Annotated in this window: 12 protein-coding genes; 5 read left to right on the top strand and 7 right to left on the bottom strand. The window is 46.4% G+C overall.

Annotated elements, in window-relative coordinates:
- Window positions 1-37: 37 nt before the first annotated feature.
- Complete coding sequence (locus R7O03_RS01835; RefSeq protein ID WP_256896001.1) at window positions 38-1,165, bottom strand: conjugal transfer protein TraF; 1,128 nt, start codon at window positions 1,163-1,165, stop codon at window positions 38-40.
- Window positions 1,166-1,377: 212 nt separating this feature from the next.
- The gene (locus R7O03_RS01830) at window positions 1,378-3,450 is read right to left on the bottom strand and encodes a sensor histidine kinase (RefSeq protein ID WP_253657308.1); all 2,073 of its coding nucleotides are present in this window, start codon (window positions 3,448-3,450) and stop codon (window positions 1,378-1,380) included.
- A 178-nt stretch (window positions 3,451-3,628) separates the two neighbouring features.
- Between R7O03_RS01830 and R7O03_RS01825 the strand changes: the two genes are divergently transcribed.
- Window positions 3,629-4,978: a sigma-54-dependent transcriptional regulator gene (locus R7O03_RS01825; protein WP_213872760.1), complete on the top strand. Its 1,350-nt coding sequence runs from the start codon at window positions 3,629-3,631 to the stop codon at window positions 4,976-4,978.
- A 43-nt stretch (window positions 4,979-5,021) separates the two neighbouring features.
- On the opposite strand, the gene R7O03_RS01820 is transcribed toward R7O03_RS01825, so the two are convergent.
- Window positions 5,022-6,230, bottom strand: a complete 1,209-nt coding sequence (locus tag R7O03_RS01820; protein ID WP_005374203.1) for a GGDEF domain-containing protein — start codon at window positions 6,228-6,230, stop codon at window positions 5,022-5,024.
- Window positions 6,231-6,333: 103 nt separating this feature from the next.
- Entirely contained in the window at window positions 6,334-7,644 is a 1,311-nt protein-coding gene (brnQ, locus tag R7O03_RS01815) for a branched-chain amino acid transport system II carrier protein (protein ID WP_104980348.1), read from the bottom strand.
- 836 nt (window positions 7,645-8,480) lie between these two features.
- On the opposite strand from brnQ, the gene R7O03_RS01810 reads away from it, so the two are divergent.
- From R7O03_RS01810 to lhgO, 3 genes are all read left to right on the top strand, one after another.
- Window positions 8,481-9,491, top strand: coding sequence for a TAXI family TRAP transporter solute-binding subunit (locus R7O03_RS01810; protein WP_017635521.1), 1,011 nt, complete (start codon window positions 8,481-8,483; stop codon window positions 9,489-9,491).
- 88 nt (window positions 9,492-9,579) lie between these two features.
- The gene (locus R7O03_RS01805) at window positions 9,580-11,703 is read left to right on the top strand and encodes a TRAP transporter permease (protein WP_009705104.1); all 2,124 of its coding nucleotides are present in this window, start codon (window positions 9,580-9,582) and stop codon (window positions 11,701-11,703) included.
- Between the two features lie 8 nt (window positions 11,704-11,711).
- Window positions 11,712-12,938, top strand: a complete 1,227-nt coding sequence (gene lhgO / locus R7O03_RS01800) for an L-2-hydroxyglutarate oxidase (RefSeq protein WP_258614174.1) — start codon at window positions 11,712-11,714, stop codon at window positions 12,936-12,938.
- A gap of 47 nt (window positions 12,939-12,985) precedes the next feature.
- Here lhgO and R7O03_RS01795 read toward each other — a convergent pair whose 3' ends face one another.
- From R7O03_RS01795 to R7O03_RS01785, 3 genes are all read right to left on the bottom strand, one after another.
- Window positions 12,986-13,390 carry a cystatin gene (locus R7O03_RS01795; RefSeq protein WP_213870221.1) on the bottom strand — a complete coding sequence of 135 codons (405 nt, stop codon included), beginning with the start codon at window positions 13,388-13,390 and terminating at the stop codon, window positions 12,986-12,988.
- Between the two features lie 174 nt (window positions 13,391-13,564).
- On the bottom strand, window positions 13,565-14,563 hold the full coding sequence (gene cydB / locus R7O03_RS01790) for a cytochrome d ubiquinol oxidase subunit II (RefSeq protein ID WP_318131360.1): 999 nt from the start codon (window positions 14,561-14,563) through the stop codon (window positions 13,565-13,567).
- A gap of 10 nt (window positions 14,564-14,573) precedes the next feature.
- On the bottom strand, window positions 14,574-15,962 hold the full coding sequence (locus R7O03_RS01785; protein WP_238855207.1) for a cytochrome ubiquinol oxidase subunit I: 1,389 nt from the start codon (window positions 15,960-15,962) through the stop codon (window positions 14,574-14,576).
- 159 nt (window positions 15,963-16,121) lie between these two features.
- Here R7O03_RS01785 and R7O03_RS01780 point away from each other — a divergent pair, with 159 nt between their 5' ends.
- Window positions 16,122-17,366: an NADH:ubiquinone reductase (Na(+)-transporting) subunit B gene (locus tag R7O03_RS01780; protein ID WP_017819725.1), complete on the top strand. Its 1,245-nt coding sequence runs from the start codon at window positions 16,122-16,124 to the stop codon at window positions 17,364-17,366.
- Window positions 17,367-17,439 lie beyond the last annotated feature (73 nt).

The following is a 17,439-nucleotide window of genomic DNA, read 5'->3' as shown; positions in this document are numbered from 1 at the left end:
AATGCCAACCTAAGTGAATTTAGATTGGCATTCATATTCAAAACGTAAATGCTAAATTCGCCGCCGCGCCAAACTGGTTATCGCCAGCGTAAGAGCCTGCGAGGTCTAAACTGATCACATCAAAAGGACTGATGCCAATGCCACCTGTCACTGAGTTATCGAGATTATTTTCTAGGTCAATTTCATAACCAGCGCGAAGTTGTGCCCACCCCCAAGCATTCCCCTCGATACCGACACGAATAAACTGAGTGTCATCGTCGAGCTCTTTAAAGCGCTTTTGTGTGGTGAGATCGGCGTCTAAGCTCAGAGCTACATAGTTCCCGACATAACCGATGCCAACTGTCGCTTGTGGTGTGAGTTCGTAGGTATAGTTGCCCAGTTTTGTTTCAATATCTTGCTCGAAGACGTCTTTTAATGAAAGGCCTGCTCTAAATGCGTTGTGATACCAAGCGACCCCAAGATCCATATTGAAAGTATTCTTTGATACTTCACTTTTGTCGTAATCCTCGATATCAAAGTCGTCTAGTGTTGTACGTTGTGTGTAGGTTTTAAGTTGTTGGTATTTTGGTGTAATACCAAATGCGAATTGTTGTTCGCCTATAGTGTAAGCACGAGATAGAGCAATACCATATTCCACATTACCGAAAGCAGCTAGGTTAACGGCAGAATTGAGGTATCGATCTGCGGTGTTTGTTGAATCTGAGATATCGGGTGCAGCAAGTATCTCCACATAACCAGTGCTAAACAGGTTTACAGACATGTAGCGCGTCGGAATAGCAATTGCGAGGCTTAGCCCTCCGTTAATGACAACTGGGACGCTCTTATCCAACTGATCGAGGAGGCGATTAAGCTCGGCCTCGTTCGCTGGAGTAGGAATGCCCTGAATACTATCATAAAGGTCTTGGGCGTCATCTACGGCTGACAACGCTTCATCCTCGTCGTGGATATTGACCCCGACAGCCGGAATGAGCAGACCGATATCATCATTTTCTCGATAGAGGGCCCCCAAGGCTGGGTTATGTAGGGGCGCGGTCAAATAGTCAGCAGAAACGACGCCTGTATTTCCCATACCATGACTTCGAGCGTCGGCAGCGTAAGGTGCAGAAAAAGCGTGAGGTGATAATACAAAAAGCGCTCCTGCTGCAGCTAAAGTTATTTTTATCATAACGCATCCATTCTTATTTTAAATAATCACTTATCATTAAATTAGACGGTGGGAGCTAAAACTGGTGTCAACCACCAAAAATTGTTCTGATGAATGGTATGTGGCGATTCATCAAGTTAAGCGTAGGTTAGGCAACTCGCTTTATAAAGTTGAACAGGGTTTATATTGCTCTCTTATTGAGAGAAAAGGATTGAGATATGGGAGAAGTTGGGTCAGCTTCGGTGAGGAGCGAGTTTAAATACTAAGATGAAGGACATTCCTTCAGTAGTGTTGAGCTGTGCGCTGACTTTCCCTTGCATATCACGCATATTGTTGGCCGTAATCGCTAAACCCAGCCCCAATCCTTCACCAATTTTCTTTGAGGTTTGGAAGGGTTCGAACATGGATTCAAGCATCTCATTCGACACGCCGCAGCCATTATCACTGACGATCAGTTCGACCTGATTGTCGGTTGGGTTGACGATCAAGCTGAGCTGCGGGTTGGTGGTATGGTTCATTGCGTCTAGCGCATTCGAGACAAGATTGCCGAGCACCTGAAGCAGTCGTTGTTCTTCACCCATGATATTAGGTAAGTCATGAGGAACACGAACACGCACATCCACTTTGTCTAATTGGGTTTGATAAACGCGTAGGGTTTCTTCGAGTGCGGAGGTAAGAGAAATTGCTTGTAGGCTTTCTGGTTTGTTATAGGCGAACGTCTTTAACTGGCTGGTCATGCTTGCCATGCGATCAATCAGCTTCTGCACCAATACGTTGTTGGCTTTCATCATCTCGGTTTCGCCACGTTCTGCTAACAGTTCATTTGTTGTGAGCAGGGTACGCAAGCCTGTCAGTGGCTGATTGAGCTCATGAGTAATCGCGCTCGACATGCGACCTAAGGCGGCCATTTTGCTCGATTCAATCAACTGGCTTTGCGCCTCTTTTAGTGCTTGAGTTCGCTCTTCTACTCGCTGCGCCAGTTCTTGGTTGACCTGTTGCAGTGATTGCTCGGCTTTTTTCCGCTTGCTGATGTCGATGATCGTCGCAAGGAAATACTGCTCGCCATGCCAAGGGAAACTGGTCAGTGAGAACAAGACAGGGAAGACGCTACCGTCACTGCGTCTGGCAATGGTTTCGACCGTACTGATCTCTGCGAGCTCTTTATGTTTAGGTAAGTCCTTGAGCAACTTAAGTGTGGTGGAATTAGGATTGCCTGCATCGAATAACTCCCAAGCAAAAGCGTGTCGATTGACGCTTTCTGGTAAACAGAACAAGCGCTTTGCCATTGGGTTGAGATCGAACAGTTGTCCTTGTTCATCAATCAATAGCAAACCAACGTGAGTTTTATTGATCATCTGTTTCAAGCGGCGTTGGGACTCTTCCAACAGGGCTTGAATTCGCTGTTGATTGATGTGCTTTTGGCGACGTTGTAGACCAATGATGACGAGTAATACAACTAACAAGAGCAGCGCCGCTACGCTCCAACCAATCACGTTGATGGTTTGTTGAATCGGCTTAGAAGGGGTGAGGTAGCTGACGTACCAATTCAAATCATCCAATTTTACGGTGTGCGCAAAATAGCGTTGCTGATTGAGCGTCCACACACTGATATTGGTGTTGTCGTATAAGCGCTGCGTTTCTAACTGAACGGTGTTGCTCGGTTCGTTAAACCAGTCAGCGTTATAGAGCGAGCTGCTTGATAGGAAAAAGCGTTGCTGGCGATTTTGCAACGTAATGATGTCTTGGCTAGTGATAGTCTGTTCGGTCAACAGACTGAGGTTGATTTGCACCACCACAATGCCTGCGATATCCAGACCGTCGTAGATAGGAGCTGCAAGGTAATACAACGGGCTCGAACCTTTGGTTTTGTTCACCAAGGAAACCCCACCGCCTTGATTGTGAATTTGTTCCACAATGGCTTTTCGGTCAGACAGGCTAAAGCGCTCTTCGATTAAACTCGAGACCAATACTTCGCCAGAGTTAGACAGGATTAGCCAACCTTCCGTATTGGCGGCTTTGTCGAGTTGAGTCAGTTGGGTTTGCAACGGTTCGTAATAAGTCCGGTTTCCTTTCACAAACGCGATGGTTTCCGGGTTATTGGTGACAAGGTAAGGCAAGTGATAGAAGCGTTTGAGTGCACGGCGAACTTCACCAATATAGTCGAGCAGTTTTTGTTGAGCTTCGGTTTGAGTTTGTACGCTCAACCATTGACGAGCAACCTCTCTGCTGGCGCTATAACAAGACAACATCAGCACTGCTGCAATTACGACCACAAGCCACGTTTTGCCATTCCTTTTGCGCTGCATACTGACTCCATTCAGCTAGTGCGTTCTCACCAACAGTCATTAAAGAGTGCGCCTAACTGGTTGGATGTTAAAGACTTGTAAGCAAGAAGTGAGATCTAGCTCCTTTTCTCCTCAGTGGTTTTTGCTACCGTTAATAAAGAGCGATTTCTTTCCCACCCCATAAAGCAGGCAGTAACTCATGGCTTTTGACGACACCCCTAAAATTGCACTTATCGAAGACGATGACATTGTTCGTCAGGCTACCAGCCAATGGCTGCAACTGGCGGGGTTCGATGTGACCGCATTCAGTTTAGGCGAAGAGGGCAAAGCGGCCATTCTTAGCCAAGAATTTGATGCGATTGTCAGTGATGTTCGCCTGCCGGACACCGACGGCTTGTCGATACTAGAAAGCCTGATTGCTAATCACATCCCAACGCCAGTTATCTTGATCACCGGACATGGTGACGTCGATATGGCAGTAGGGGCGTTACAAAACGGTGCGTTCGATTTTATTGAGAAACCTTTCCAACCTGAGCGTTTATCCCAACGAGTAACCGAAGCGGTCGAGAGCTATCGTGCACAAACGTCTACTCAAGATCGCCAAGAGTACCTATCTAGCGTTAGCGGCTTAGAAGAGGTGTTGATTGGGCGAAGCCGAGTGATGCAACAGCTTAGAGAACAAGTAGCCAAGTTAGCACGCATTGATACTAACGTGATCATTTACGGCGAAACAGGTTGTGGTAAAGAGCTGGTGGCGACCAGTTTGCATAATGAAAGCCAACGCAGATCCTATCATTTTGTGCCAATCAACTGTGGCGCTATTCCTGAGAACCTGTTTGAAAGTGAGCTGTTTGGGCATGAAGCAGGGGCATTTACCGGAGCGGGTAAAAAGCGCATTGGTAAGTTGGAATACGCGGATAAAGGCACTTTATTCTTTGATGAAATCGAGAGTATGCCGCTGTCCATGCAGGTGAAAGTGTTGCGTTCATTACAGGAACATACGGTAGAGCGCGTTGGGGGCAACCAACAGATCTCAGTTGATTTGAGAGTGATCGCCGCCGCGAAAGAAGATCTCAATGATCATGACGAGTTTCGTCAGGATTTGTACTATCGTCTTAATGTGGCGCAGATCTATTTGCCACCGCTACGTGAGCGAGAAGAAGATGCGTTGATCTTGTTCGAACACTTTGCTCTGAAAAGTAATCCTGAGAGTCGTCTGCTGAGTGAAGCCGATAGAAAGGCCATTCTTGCTTACTCTTGGCCCGGTAACGTACGTGAGCTTAGGAATGTAGCGATGCGTTTTGCATTGGATGAAACCGTCTCCGTGATGGAAATTCTCTCCAGTCGACCATCCTCAACAACCGAAGAGACGCATGCGGGCGTGCCGTTGGCGATTCAGCTACATAACTTTGAACGTAAGGTGCTACATGATTCTTTAGTCAGGCATCATGGACGCATCAATGAGGTGATGCAGGAGTTGGATTTACCACGTCGAACCCTTAACCAAAAGATGCAGAAGTTTGGTTTGAATCGCTCCGACTATACTTAGTGCGATTTCTAGCTAATTCGAAATTACTGGCATAACAAACACGTTATGCGCTTTTGGCTGGAGCTGGGACAAACTTATAATTTAGGTCTTTACCTTCTCCAAACAAGGTAACGAGGTTCCTTCCAGTATGTTTAGAGCTATATAACGCTTCGTCTGCTTCAGCAAGCGCCTCTTGAAGTGATTGCCCCTCAGATAACTGACTGATACCAAAGCTCATGGTCACTTCAGTTTTAAATGATTGCAAAGCGGTTTCAGTTTCGACCGCAAGGCGAATTTGCTCTGCGACAATTTTGGCTTGCTGTGCTTTTTCGAGCAAAACAATCATGAACTCGTCACCACCAAATCGCACAATGCAGGCGGACTCAGGAAGATGCTTTTTAAAAATAGTGGAGATCGTTGCCATGACGGAGTCGCCAACCGTGTGACCATAGTGATCATTAATCGCTTTGAACTTGTCGACATCAGTCATAATAATGCTGATTGCTTGGCTTTTTTTATGTGCTTTACTAACCAAGTTTGGAACGATTTCTTCCATGGCTCGACGATTATATAGCCCTGTGAGTGCATCTAAATGAGAGAGATCATTAATGGATTGCACCAAGCGTCCGTTAATTAACCACAGCATACTAAAGCTCAAAGCAACGATCAGGCAGATGCTAAATAAGAAAGTCAGCTGATGGATAAGGCCTGCGACCATAAAGCTTGGTAACTCACCTGAAAAAGTACTCCAAAGCGCCCTAAATCCCATAAAAAAACTAAATCCAAAGAAAGAGTAAGCCATTGCTTTAACAGGGAGCTTTAAGTCCTTTTGGGTACCTTTAAGCATAGCGACACCACTAAAGAAGGTGACGATACAAATATACATGCTCAGATAAATAATACGGCTTTTGATAGAAGGATCATGGAAGGTGAAATAGTAAAATGAACCACTGAAAACAGGTGTTAACAAGGTGAGACAGTGAGCCAATTTTAAAGGGTATTGACGAAAAATGCTTACGCTATATAGCGTAAGCAAGAAGCCGACTAATATGAGAGTGTTGGCTATGACGATGGTCAGCCAGTCTGGCGCAGAGCCTCTAAAGCCAAGTAAAAAAGGGCCTAAACCAATAAACAGTAGTGATATCGAGAAGGTTTTTAGGCCTTTGACTCTACCCTGAGTGTATTGATAACAAAGCAGACTAATAGAGTAAATGCAAGAGAACAGAATAACGATAAAGTTCAGTGTTCTGATGTCTAGATACTGATTATCCATAGGCGACCCATATCAATCTTTCATTCAGGCAACTCCTTTGCCTGATATCAATAAGCGAGCTACATAGTAACGCACTTATTGAGCGATGTCTTATGTTAAACGGCTATTCATTCACCAGCTCGAATTGTTCGGTTTGGTTGGTTTTCGTCGTAAACAGCAGACCAACAATCATCATAAATACGCTAGGCACAATCCAGCTAGCAAAGTCATTGTACAGAGGCATGTAATTACCCATCCACTCATCAGTGGAACTTGGCATGTAACCTAGGATGTGCAGCGCATCAACACAACCAAACATTAGAGCAGTGAACGCGGTTGCGACGACCATGATTTGCGACATCTTGTCGCGCACCGGTGCCATGATCATCAACGCAATCGCTACTGGGTGAAGCGCCACAACCGCTGGTAATGTGATAGCCAATAGTTGCTCTAGACCTACGTTGGCGATCAAACCAGCCAATACCATGGTCGTGATAACGCAGCCTTTGTAGTTCACTTTGCTGAAAGTGTTGTCGTAAAACTCACTGCCTGCGGTGGTTACGCCGATAGCAGTAGTCAAACACGCCAATACCATCACGGCACCTAGTAATAGTGAGCCAAATGCGCCGAAGTGGCTGAAGGTGAATGCCGTTAAAATGTCGCCACCATTGCTGAACTCAGAACCCAAGTATGAGCTTGTCGAACCAATGTAAGCCAATGAGATGTAAACAAATGCCATGGCAACCGCGTACATCAAAGCTGCAATTAGCGTGTATTTTGCGGTCGCTTTCGGGCAATCTACACCCATGCTGCGAATCGCACGGAAGATGATCCAACCAAAACCGATAGAACCTAGCGCATCCATGGTCATGTAGCCTTGGGTCAAGCCTTCAGCAAATGCGCCAGATACGTATGGTCCCGTTGCGGCAGTTAGCTCGCCTGCAGGAGAAACCAAAGCCGTCACAGACATGATGATTAAGATCGCCATCAATGCAGGCGTTAAGATCTTGCCTAGGTTGTCGACCAACTTACCCGGATATAGGGCAAATAGAATGGTGATAGCACAGAAGGCAATAGTGAAAGGCACCAAAGCGGCATCACCAAACATTGGTGCAAAGCTAAATTGGTAAGCTACGGTAATCGCACGTGGGATCACGAACGCAGGACCAATCACAATAAATACCATCACCCAAAAACTGGTCGCCAAAGGTTTAGGTAGGGCGGCGGTTAGTTTGTCTGAACCGTTTACTATAGCCACCATCACCAGTGCCATTGCAGGCAGGCCTACGCCCGTTAAGAGGAAGCCAGACATCCCGCTCAGAAAGTTTTCACCTGCTTGGTAACCCAAAAATGGAGGGAAGATCAGGTTACCCGCGCCTAAGTACATGGCGAAAGTCATGAAGCCCAAAGCGGCGATATTGCGTGCGCTTAACATTGTTATTCCTCTTATGTTTCGCTTGGAAGAAACTGAAAGGAATGGGAGGAGTATGTGGTGTTCCCGTCAGCTTCTTCTCAAGCTGACAGAAAGTTTAGATATAGCCTGTCAGCTCTGAATCAGTTCCAGAGAGAGCAGGAGGATCGCAGCAGCAACGCCAGATGGGCGTTTTAAAGCGAATTGTAATTGCGCAGTTGCTGACATGGGTGATCCTTAAAGACGAAAAAATACCAAGGAATACGTTTGCCTTGGCGTGTTGTTACACTAACGAACATAGGGCCATTGGCACAACCCCGAAGTAGAAAATAAGTTGATACGGTCAATGTTTATTTCTTAACTGGTGGATCGAGCTGCTTTTTAAATTAAAAATTAGAATAAATGACTTTTCATTTTTGTAACATGGCTTTCTTTGCTGTATTTTTGTGCTATTTGTAGTCGTTTAGGCTATAAACCTCAGCTGATAAATTGAGCAGTTTAGAATGATGCGCTTTTTCTTCTTATTGTTAAGACGCTCATTAGTTGCAATTCAATCCAAAATTGCATCGGCAAAATATTGCTTATTAGTGAATCGTGCATTTATTTTGTCTTGATCACATTTTATTAACCTTTTGCGATCTAGGCATGCAACCTTCTCATCTTAAATAGGCAAGATCTTGCTCATTGCTTTACTATCAAATCAGCATGATTTTGCTCATTTTTGATGTCTTTCAGCACTTAGTTCAATAAATACAAAGGGTTAAAAGTTGGCATTTCAATTGCTCTAGGGAATGTGTTGTTAATAAAGATTTAACATGATGTAAATCCCTAATCGTGAAACGACTACACGGAGAGTAATAATGAAAATGAATAAGCTGGTAAAAGCTTTGGCTGTCGCTGTGACTTCTTTTGGTATTGCTGCTAACGCTGCGGCAGAGGACCGTAGCTACATTCTTGCAACGGCATCGACAGGTGGTACTTACTACCCTGTGGGCGTAGCGTTGGCGACGTTAAGCAAAGTGAAGTTGGCACCAAAGCACCACTTCTCCCTTTCTGCAATCAGCTCTGCGGGCTCTGGTGAAAACGTCAAACTGCTGAACGAAAACGAAGCACAGTTCGCGATTCTACAAGGTCTTTACGGTGCGTGGGCTTGGTCTGGCGAAGGTCCTTATGAGAAAAGCGGTCGCCAAGAGCAGCTGCGTTCAGTCTCTATGCTGTGGCAAAACGTTGAGCACTTTATTGTTCGCTCTGACCTAGCAAAAACTGGCACGGTGACTGACCTGAACAACCTAGATGGCAAGAAGTTCTCTATCGGTAAGAAGAACTCAGGTACTGAGAACTCGGGTCGCCAAATCATGAAAGGTCTGAAGGTAGATCCTGATAAATTCAATCTTGCTTACATGGGTTACGGTGGCAGTGCGAGCGCACTTCAAAACGGCACCATTGACGGCATGAACACGCCTGCGGGTGTACCTGTTGGTGCGGTTACTCAAGCTTTTGCTGCGCTGGGTAAAGACATTTCGATTCTTTCGTTTACTGACGAACAAATTAAAGAGGCGAACGGTAACTACAATCTATGGACGAAGTACGAGATCCCTGCGAACACGTATCCAGGTCTAGATAAGCCGATCACCACCATTGCACAGCCTAACTTCTTGGCAGTTCGTGAAGATATCTCGGAAGAGGACGTTTACCAGCTAACCAAAGCGATCTACGAGAACCTGCCTTTCCTACAAGGTATTCATAAAGCAACCAAAGCAATGGCAATTGAGAAAGCAATTGCAGGCTTGCCAGTGCCTCTTCACCCAGGTGCGGTGCGTTACTACAAAGAAATGGGCATCGAAATCCCATCAGACCTAATGGCGAAATAACGCCTACTTGGCCCCGAGTTTTGGCTCGGGGCATTTTATCCCTACCGATTTCTAAGATGGAAAAAGCCGCCAGAGCTTGGAGTATGAGATGAGCGACTCAATAGAAAAGGAATTGCAGAAGTTTGAGCTGCCCACGCGCACTGATTTTCCGTGGGTAACCACCACAATTACAGTGTTTGGCGTTGTGTTGTCTGCTTTGCACATTTGGTTTAATACCTTATCGACGTTACCAGAGTTATGGATTTCCGCGACCCACTTTGCTGGCTTTGCGGTGATTTGTGCGCTTTGGTATCCGGCTCATATCTCTCTCAAGCAGAGTAAGATTGCACTCGGTATCGATGTGTTAATTGCCATGGGCGCGGTCGCGTGTTTGCTTTACATTCCCTATGCCGAAGATGCGCTGTACGAACGCGGTGTTAAGTTCGTGACCAGCGACTGGGTCTTCGCCATTATGGCAATTTTGATTGTTATTGAATTGATTAGACGCACCATGGGCTGGTTTATTCCAGTGCTGATTGTGGTGTGTCTCAGTTACGTTGTGCTTTGGGGTAAATGGGCGACAGGTATTTTCCACTTCCCGGGTTTGAGCATGGAAACCTTGCTCTACCGCAGCTTCTATTCTTCTGAGGGCATGTTTGGCTCTATCTCGCGCATCAGTTGGACTTTCGTATTCATGTTCATTCTGTTTGGTGCGTTTCTTGTTCGCTCTGGTGTTGGTGATTACATTATCAATGTGGCACGTGCTGCGGCTGGCAAAATCATCGGCGGCCCCGGTTTTATTGCTGTGATTGGCTCCGGTTTGATGGGCTCAGTATCTGGCTCTAGTGTGGCAAATACGGTTTCAACTGGTGTTATCAGTATTCCTTTAATGCAAAAAGCAGGTTTCCCTTCGCGCTTTGCAGCGGGCGTTGAAGCTGCGGCGTCGACAGGTGGTCAGTTGATGCCACCAGTGATGGGCGCGGGTGCTTTCATCATGGCGTCTTACACGCAAATTCCTTATGTTGATATTATTGCCGTTTCTTTCATTCCTGCTCTTATCTATTTCTTGTCTGTGGCGTTCTTTGTGCGTATCGAAGCTAAACGCAGCGGCGTTCAAAAGATCACGACCAGCGATGAATCTTTACTGAAAGTGTTGATCAGCGGTTGGCACAACCTTATCCCGCTGGCGGTATTGGTTACTTTGTTGGTTCAAGGCTTTACGCCAACTTACGCTGCTGGCTTGTCGATCATTTCTGTGGTCGTGGCTTCTTGGTTCTCGAAAGATCACAAGATGGGACCAAAAGCGATCATCGAAGCGCTATCGCAAGGTGCGAAGAACATGGCGACAACAGCCGTATTGCTGGTGGGTATTGGTTTGGTGATCAACGTGATCAGTACAACAGGCATCGGCAACACGTTCTCACTGATGATCGACGGTTGGGCGAATGGCGACTTGTTCATCATGATCGTTCTGATTGCGCTCGCTTCTCTTGTTTTGGGTATGGGTTTACCTGTAACAGCGGCGTATATTGTATTGGGCACATTGTCTGCCCCTGCGCTTTACAAGTTGATTGCAGAAAACCAATTACTTGAATTGATGGTATCGGGTCAATTGCCTGAACAAGCAAAAGCCATCTTTATGTTGGCGGCGCCAGAAAAGCTGGAACTGCTTAATGCTCCAATGGCGTTGGAAACCGCGAAAGAAATGGTGGCGTTAGTACCTGCAGACTTTATGGAAACCCTACTAGAGCAAAGTTTGGGTATGGAAGCGGTAGGCTTGGCATTGCTGGCTGCTCACCTCATCATCTTCTGGTTATCGCAAGACAGCAACGTAACGCCTCCAGTGTGTTTGACCGCCTTTGCTGCGGCAACCATCGCCAAAACACCGCCAATGCGTACCGGTTTGATGGCATGGAAAATCGCTAAAGGTTTGTATCTTGTACCGCTGCTGATTGCTTACACAGGCTTAGTAAGTTGGGATGTAACGTCGGTAATTACCGTGGGCTTCTTCGCCATCATCGGAACCTATGCATTGATTGGTGCGATTGAAGGCTACTTGGAAGGTCCTCTAAACATTCTGACTCGTCTCTTGTTGGTAGTGGTGGGTACATTGCTGGTTTGGCACGACATCCCAATGTTGGTTCGTGTGGCAAGCTGCGCGGTATTTGTCGCGGTGTTCATTTACAGTGGTCGCAAGTTCAAATTGCAACAATCTCAACTATCGGTTTTATAAGAGGTCGTATGAAATCAGTCTATGACTACATTATTGTCGGTGGCGGTATCGTCGGCGTATCGACAGCATGGCAACTGCAACAACGTCACCCAGACAAATCCATTTTATTGGTTGAGAAAGAGTCCGGTTTTGCCAAGCACCAAACCGGACACAATAGCGGTGTGATTCATGCTGGGGTGTACTATGCTCCGGGCAGCTTAAAAGCCGACTTTTGTAAGCGTGGGGTAGAGCGAACCATTTCGTTCTGTGCTGAGCACGATATTCCGGTGGAGAACTGTGGCAAGTTGTTGGTTGCCACTAATGAGCAAGAAGTCGAACGCATGAATGCCCTCTATGAGCGCTGCCATGTCAACGGCATCGACGTAAAGCTACTCGATGAAGTTCAACTCAAACTGGCTGAACCAAACATCACAGGCTTGGGCGCGATTTATGTCAAAACCACCAGTATTGTCGATTATCGTTTGGTCACTGAGCAGATGGCGGAAGAATTCAAAAAGCTCGGCGGTCAAATCAGCTTGAGAACCAAAGTGGTGGCTGCCGAAGAGAAGGACGAGGAAGTCCAACTGACCTGCATTTCAGACGGTCAAACGATGCAGCTTAATACTAAGTTCTTGGTTACTTGCAGCGGCTTGATGGCGGATCGAATGACTAAGATGATGGGTATTCCAACTGACTTTCAGATCATCCCTTATCGTGGTGAATACTACCGCTTAGATAGCAAACACGACCAAGTGGTGAATCATCTTATTTACCCAATTCCCGACCCTGATTTGCCATTCTTGGGCGTCCACCTGACTCGTATGATTGATGGCAGTGTGACTGTTGGTCCAAATGCGGTGCAAGGCTGGAAGCGAGAAGGGTACGATAAGGTCAACTTCAGCTTGCAAGATACCATGCAAATGCTGAGATTCTCCGGTTTCTGGAAGGTAACACAAAAGCATCTAAAAACCGGATTGGATGAGTTCAAGAACTCGTGGTGGAAGCCGGGCTATCTCAAACTGGTCAATAAGTACTGCCCAAGCATCAAGGTCGAAGACCTCAAACCATATCCTGCGGGTATTCGTGCACAAGCAGTGTTATCCGATGGCTCTTTGGTTCATGACTTCCTGTTTGCCGAGAGCGCAAGAAGCCTGCACGTTTGCAACGCCCCCTCTCCAGCAGCGACATCTGCAATGCCGATTGGGGAGTACATTTGCGATAAAGTGAATGAAAAGATAGAGGCGAAAACGGTATAAAACAAAGGCGATGTAACTGTCGCCTTTATTGTATTTGAATCTGGGAATTAGGAGTTGCCATCTTTAGGGCAGAGTTCGCCTTTCTTGGCGTGTCTCTCGATCATGTAATCGCCGCGAGCACTGTGCAATACAATTGCATTCCAGACTTGACCATCTTGCAACTCGAACTCAAACGCATAATGGGTGCCGCCGACCATTTTGGTTCTCACCTCATGAATTGCTCTCAATTTATCATCGGCATTCATTTGATAAAGCACCATGTTGAGTGAGCGTCTGGCGTCAGGAGTTGCCTCAGCAAGTTGCCAATGACCCTGCTCGTTTGTTGCGGAGCAAATAGACCGCATTTTACTTTTCATGGCGGATGACATCTGCTTGTCTACGGCCAATGCATTTGGTGAAAACAGTGGAACCGTCAAAAGAATCAAAGTTACCAGAAACTGCTTTAAGGTCATAAAAACACTCCGTTGTTTTACTCTTGCTTGAGTATAGACCTCAATAGCTTCAGATGTGGTGCAGTTGACTCCGGGCCTACAATATCGCAGTTCGTATCAACGAACTGATAACAAACAAGGCGACCACGCTTGCCAGCCAAATGCCAATGAACCACAAAATGGGTTTTAGTTTCATCAGTGATATCCTTCTCCACGTTTCATCTTGCCGCGGAAAACCCAGTACGAATAAGCCGTGTAGGCTATGATCAGAGGAAGTAATACCACCGCACCGGCAAGTAAAAATGCCAAACTTTTGTCTGGCGCAGCGACGTCTTGATAAGTGAGTGCGAATGGGACCAAGTAAGGGAATGTACTGACACCGAAACCCATCGCGGACACAAGAAACAGGCCGATCGCAAGAACGTAGGCTCGGACGGCTTTGTGGTCGAGTAAGGCTTTGAATAGCTGCCAAATAAGTGCCGCTGCAATAATTGGTAAAATGAAAAACAGTAGCGAGTTTGGTAATGAGAACCAACGTTCAAATACGATATTTTGGCTCAATGGCAGCCACAAACTGGCGATGAATATACAGGCTACCATCGCTAGTCCCCATCGTCGCGCGACCACGTAATAGCGCCCCATCAGCTCTTCTGGAAGCTTGATTAATAACCAGCATGAACCGAGCAGAATATAAGCACAAACAAGCGCCAGGCCACAAAATACGCTAAATGGCGAAAGCCAATCAAACCATCCACCTGCGTATGCTCGTTCACTAACCTCTATACCTTGGAGCAGGGTTCCGAGCATAATGCCTTGCATCAATGCCGCGGTGAGTGAACCAATGAAAAAAGCGCTATCCCATAAAAACTTTCCGCGTTGTGTTCGGAAGCGATACTCAAAAGAAACCCCGCGCAGAATTAACCCGAGCAGCATTAAAATCAGGGGAGCATAGAGTGCTGGCATAATGACCGCGTAGGCGAGGGGGAACACGGCAAAAAGCCCACCTCCGCCAAGAACTAGCCAAGTTTCATTCCCATCCCAAACAGGAGCGATGCTGTTCATCATCATGTCGCGCTCTTCATCGTCATTAGTGCTGAGAAATAGGATACCAATACCGAGATCAAAGCCATCTAACACGACATAAATCAGAACAGCGAGCCCAATCAAAGCGTACCAAATTAATGCGTAATCCATGAGTAAGCTCCTAGGTTAGATGGTTAGAATGTGTGATGGCATCGGTTTTCGTGCCATCAGGAAGTCGGCTATCTAGACCTTCTTCATATCGAGTTGGAGACTTGCGCATCAAACGTAGGAGATAGAAGAAGCCAGCTCCAAAAACCACAAAGTAAACCACGATGAACGCCGTCAGGGAGACGCTCACCGCGGCGGCATCAATAGGCGATGCCGAATTGGCTGTGGTTAAAAGACCGTATACGGTGTAAGGCTGTCGACCGACTTCGGTAGTTATCCAGCCTGCTAAAACTGCAATGAACCCCGCTGGGGCAAACAGCACACAAATACGTTGAAGTGCCCTCGAATCAAAAAGTTTGCGACGTTTTCTTAGCCAAAGGCTCCACAAACCAATAACAAGCATGCCAAAACCAAGCGCGACCATTACTCGGAAAGACCAGAAAACGATAGAGACAGGAGGGTGTTCCTCCTCTGGAAAAGCATCTAATCCCTTCACTTCACCGTTGAGGTCATGAGTTAAAATCAAACTACCGAGTTTGGGGATTTCCAGTGCGTATTCCATGCGTTTTTCTTCATCGTTAGGGCTACCGAAGAGGATCAATGGCGCGCCTTGGTGAGACTCATAGTGCCCTTCCATCGCGGCGACTTTGGCGGGTTGATGTTCAAGGGTGTTTAATCCATGCATGTCTCCAGCAACGATTTGAATTGGTGTCACGATGGCAGCCATCCACATTGCCATCGAGAACATAATTCTGGCTAGAGGGTTATGGTTTGCTTTTAGCAAGTGATAAGCGGCAACGCCGGCTACAACAAAGGCAGTAGTAAGGTAAGCGGCGAGCAACATATGAACGAGCCGGTAAGGGAAGGAAGGGTTGAAGACAATCGCCCACCAGTCTTCTGGGATAAACTGTCCGGCTTCGTTGATACTATAGCCCGCTGGTGTTTGCATCCAACTATTAACCGAAAGTATCCAAAACGCAGACAAAAACGTCCCGAATGCAACAATACAAGTCGCGGCGAAGTGAAGCTTCTTACCCACCTTATCCATACCGAAAAGCATCACGCCTAAAAACCCAGCTTCGAGGAAAAACGCAGTAAAAACTTCATAACCCATTAGCGGGCCTAGGATTGGGCCTGTTTTGTCGGCAAACACGCTCCAGTTAGTACCGAATTGATAGCTCAACACGATGCCACTCACCACACCCATACCAAAACTGATGGCAAAGATTTTGAGCCAGTACTTATAGATTTGCATGTACTGTTTGTTGCCCGTTTTTAAGTACAAGCCCTCTAATACAGCGAGATAACTTGCCAAACCAATCGTAAAAGCTGGAAAAATAATGTGGAAAGAGACAGTAAAGGCAAATTGGAATCTAGCTAGGTCAATGGCGAGTGTGTCCATGAGCGGTCCCTTTTTCGTTGGATAAACTGTTCGCCGGATTTAAAGAGGAGACAGAAGAGTGGCGAACAAGGTGAAGTACGAAGAAGGAAGACGAAGAGATTAAAAAACGATCGCTTTTTACACATGTGCGTACCATCTTTTAGATAAAGGAGGAGCGTTATGAGCCTTAAACATTACTTTGAGAAAGCGACACCTAAGTTTGGTCCAGGTGGGAAGTATCACAAGTTCTACCCACTTTTCGAAGCTGTCGAAACCATTTTTTACACGCCTGGTAAGGTAAACCAGGGCATGACTCACGTTCGAGATAGCATCGATTTAAAACGTATTATGATCATGGTGTGGTTGGCGGTCTTCCCTGCCATGTTCTGGGGTATGTACAACATAGGACAGCAAGCGAGTGATGCCTTGTTGTATGGAATGGAACAAGCCTCAGCTCAGCAAGCGCTTGTTTCTTCATGGCAACTGAGTTGGGTATGGGGCTCGTTAGATGCGGTTTCACAAGCGGGGTGGGAAAGTAAAATGTGGCTTGGTGCTACTTACTTTCTCCCGGTTTATGCGACGGTGTTTATCGTTGGTGGTTTCTGGGAAGTTCTGTTTGCTATTGTGCGAAAGCATGAGGTGAATGAAGGTTTTTTTGTCAGCTCTATACTCTTTGCGCTGATCCTTCCTCCGACAATTCCACTATGGCAAGCGGCTTTAGGTATCACTTTCGGTATTGTTGTGGCGAAGGAGATTTTCGGTGGTACTGGACGAAACTTCCTAAATCCAGCTTTAGCAGGGCGAGCGTTCTTATACTTTGCCTATCCTGCCAACATGTCCGGTGGTGCTGTGTGGGTCGCGGCTGATGGTTACTCTGGCGCTACTCCACTTAGTCAATGGTATGAAGGCGGGCAAAGTGCTTTGATAAATAATATGACAGGACAAACAATTTCATGGGGAGATGCTTTTGTTGGTAATTTACCAGGCTCGATGGGTGAAGTCTCCACGTTGTTGATCGCACTAACAGGCTTGGTTCTCATCTTTATGAAGATTGCATCGTGGAGAATTGTTGCGGGCGTGTTGGTCGGTTTAATCGGAGCTTCACTACTATTGAATGCGATCGGTTCAGACTCTAACCCCATGTTCTCCATGCCGTTCTACTGGCACTTCGTGATTGGTGGGGTTGCGTTTGGTACCTTCTTTATGGCGACAGACCCTGTCTCGGCAGCTTTTACCAATAACGGGAAATGGGCATACGGACTATTAATCGGTGTGATGACGATTTTTATCCGAGTGCTGAACCCGGCTTATCCAGAAGGCATCATGTTAGCGATTCTATTTGCTAACTTATTCGCGCCACTTTTCGATTACCTAGTCAAAGAAAGTAATATCAAACGCAGAATGAAAAGGGCGAGACCTTCTTAAAATGAGGGTAACCTCACTGAAAATTGATTGAAAACTGCACTATATTGAAAAGGTCAGAGACATGGGGTTTCTG

This window comes from Vibrio sp. Vb2960, assembly GCF_033337665.1.
GTDB lineage: Bacteria > Pseudomonadota > Gammaproteobacteria > Enterobacterales > Vibrionaceae > Vibrio > Vibrio alginolyticus.
Note: the sequence above shows the minus strand (reverse complement) of the source record. Positions and strands in the feature narration are given on the sequence as shown.

Excerpts from the sequence above, each read along its gene's own strand:
- R7O03_RS01810 (WP_017635521.1), top strand. The coding sequence starts at position 8,481 with ATGAAAATGAATAAGCTGGTAAAAGCTTTGGCTGTCGCTGTGACTTCT.
- R7O03_RS01805 (WP_009705104.1), top strand. The coding sequence starts at position 9,580 with ATGAGCGACTCAATAGAAAAGGAATTGCAGAAGTTTGAGCTGCCCACG.
- R7O03_RS01825 (WP_213872760.1), top strand. The coding sequence starts at position 3,629 with ATGGCTTTTGACGACACCCCTAAAATTGCACTTATCGAAGACGATGAC.
- lhgO (WP_258614174.1), top strand. The coding sequence starts at position 11,712 with ATGAAATCAGTCTATGACTACATTATTGTCGGTGGCGGTATCGTCGGC.
- R7O03_RS01780 (WP_017819725.1), top strand. The coding sequence starts at position 16,122 with ATGAGCCTTAAACATTACTTTGAGAAAGCGACACCTAAGTTTGGTCCA.
- cydB (WP_318131360.1), bottom strand. The coding sequence starts at position 14,563 with ATGGATTACGCATTAATTTGGTACGCTTTGATTGGGCTCGCTGTTCTG.
- R7O03_RS01835 (WP_256896001.1), bottom strand. The coding sequence starts at position 1,165 with ATGATAAAAATAACTTTAGCTGCAGCAGGAGCGCTTTTTGTATTATCA.
- R7O03_RS01820 (WP_005374203.1), bottom strand. The coding sequence starts at position 6,230 with ATGGATAATCAGTATCTAGACATCAGAACACTGAACTTTATCGTTATT.
- R7O03_RS01785 (WP_238855207.1), bottom strand. The coding sequence starts at position 15,962 with ATGGACACACTCGCCATTGACCTAGCTAGATTCCAATTTGCCTTTACT.
- R7O03_RS01830 (WP_253657308.1), bottom strand. The coding sequence starts at position 3,450 with ATGCAGCGCAAAAGGAATGGCAAAACGTGGCTTGTGGTCGTAATTGCA.
- brnQ (WP_104980348.1), bottom strand. The coding sequence starts at position 7,644 with ATGTTAAGCGCACGCAATATCGCCGCTTTGGGCTTCATGACTTTCGCC.
- R7O03_RS01795 (WP_213870221.1), bottom strand. The coding sequence starts at position 13,390 with ATGACCTTAAAGCAGTTTCTGGTAACTTTGATTCTTTTGACGGTTCCA.